Origin of the sequence: Frankia sp. AiPs1, assembly GCF_023716945.1 — a bacterium.
Classification (GTDB): Bacteria; Actinomycetota; Actinomycetes; order Frankiales; family Frankiaceae; genus Frankia.
Genome location: NZ_JAMQQF010000827.1, coordinates 1 through 1,880, shown reverse-complemented (window position 1 = coordinate 1,880; position 1,880 = coordinate 1). Strand labels below are relative to the sequence as shown.

Annotated in this window: 1 protein-coding gene; it reads right to left on the bottom strand. The window is 71.8% G+C overall.

Going from position 1 to position 1,880, the window contains the following annotated elements; all coding sequences use genetic code 11:
- Nucleotides 1–86 precede the first annotated feature (86 nt).
- Nucleotides 87–1,394, bottom strand: a complete 1,308-nt coding sequence (locus tag ND748_RS31050) for an SDR family oxidoreductase (protein ID WP_251749868.1) — start codon at nucleotides 1,392–1,394, stop codon at nucleotides 87–89.
- Between the last annotated feature and the right edge of the window lie 486 nt (nucleotides 1,395–1,880).

The window sequence follows — 1,880 nt, the reverse complement described above, 5'->3', positions numbered from 1 at the left end:
GCGCGCAGCCGGCCGACGCAGTGCCGGCACGGGACGGCTGCGGCGCTCCGGCGGGCCCGCGACGCGGGGCGGTCGGGGAGTGACGGTCATCTGCTGCTCCCACCCTGAGCGGATTCGACCTGGGCCGAGCCGACCCGCGGCGCCGGGTCTGTCCGTGCGGCCGGGTAGGTCCGCGCGGCGGGATCGGGCCGGGCCGTCGGGTCGTAGGCGGCCAGGGCGCGGGTCAGCAGGTCGGCGGCGAGCAGGTCGCCCGGGGACAGGTCCATCTCCGCAATGCCCAGGCCGGAGAGCAGGTAGTCCCGGTCCACCAGCGTCTCGTCGAGCCGCTCGCCCAACGCCGTGCGGGTGCGGGTGTCGTCGAAGACGTGGCGGTGACGCAGGTACATGAGGAACCCGGGCACCATGCCGATGATCCGTTCCAGCGGCGTCGGATCGGCCGGAGGCTGCTCGACGAGTTCCACCCGAACCGGTAGAAAGCTCTCCAGCAGGTCGATGGGCATCGACACGGGCAGGTCGCGGCTGCTGACGATGTGATATGTGGTCGTCGTGCCGGCAGGTGGACGCTCGGCGAGGCGCACCATGTCCCGCACGGCGTCCTCGACGGCCATCACGTTCCAGCGTGCCCGCGGGTCGCCGACGACCCGCACGGTCTGCACGGCTGGCTCCTCGGCGTCGACCAGACCGCCTTCCATGGCCATCGAGGCGATCGTGAGCATGAAGCGGGCGACCGCCTCCAGGGTGTCCGACGGCAGGTCGGGGTGCGGCGGGCGGTGGCTGACCAGCACGCTCGGCCGGAACACCACCACCGGGCGGCCGCTGCCGGCCGACCAGTCCTGGACCGCGACCTCCGCCTCGTACTTCGACTGCTCGTACGGGCTGGCGAACCCCCGCGAGGCGTCGAGCTGGTCCTCGTAGACGACCGGGTCGGGTCGCAGACCAGCCACGAACGCCGTGCTCACGTGGTAGAAGCGCGGCCGTCGCCCGCCCGCCGCAGCCAGCGCCAGCATGTTCCGGGTGCCGTCGACGTTGACGTGCTGCAGTTCGGTGAGGTCGCCGGCGAGCTTCGTCTGGGCGGCGCTGTGCCAGATGGCGTCGACGCCGTCCGCCAGCCGCCGGAACTCGGCCCGGGCGAGGCCGAGGAACGGCTCGGCCACGTCCACGTCGACGACCGAGATCCGCCGCGGAAGCTCGTCGATCAGCCGCGGGCTGGCCCCGGTGACCTGCAGGAACCTGGCGAGCCGGCCCGCGGCCTCGCCGGAGCCCGCATGGGCCAGAACCGTCAGCGACGCGTTTCGCTCGAGAAGTTCCCGCACCAGATGCACGCCCAGAAAGCCGGTTGCCCCGGTGATTGCGATCTCCACGAGAATTCCCGCCTCCTGGTCGACGGCGTCCATCTGACTTGTCCGCAGAGCAGTGCGGCCACGTCAGATACCGCGCATCCTCCGCACACGTCGGACCTTTCGACACGGCGAAGGCGGTCATCCGGATCGGTGACGGTGCGTCGACGTCAGGGACGCTTGTCGCGACCGGCGGGGAGCATCCGGTGCGATCCCCCGCACAGCGGGTGGTCAGACCCTGCGTTACGGCCTACCCACCCTGGGTCGCGATAACAGTGCGTCCTTTTCCGAACCGCGCCCGGACACCCGGATCGGGTGACTTCGCCGGTTGGAGCGGCGGGCGACGGGCTGGCGGGGTGACGGGGTGGCGGGGTGGCGGGTGGCGGGTGGCGGGTGGCGGCTCGCCGCGGGCCCGCGAGGAGGCACCGCGGGGCCGCCCGCGGTTTCGCCGGTGGGCGCCCCGGGTGCGGCAATACCCGGCGAATCAGAACACCGTCGACATTATAACCCCCGTGAACCGCCTTACCGGCTACACCATTATAA

What these genes read in the sequence shown, in the direction of transcription:
- ND748_RS31050 (WP_251749868.1), bottom strand. Translation starts at nt 1,394, where the DNA reads ATGGACGCCGTCGACCAGGAGGCGGGAATTCTCGTGGAGATCGCAATC.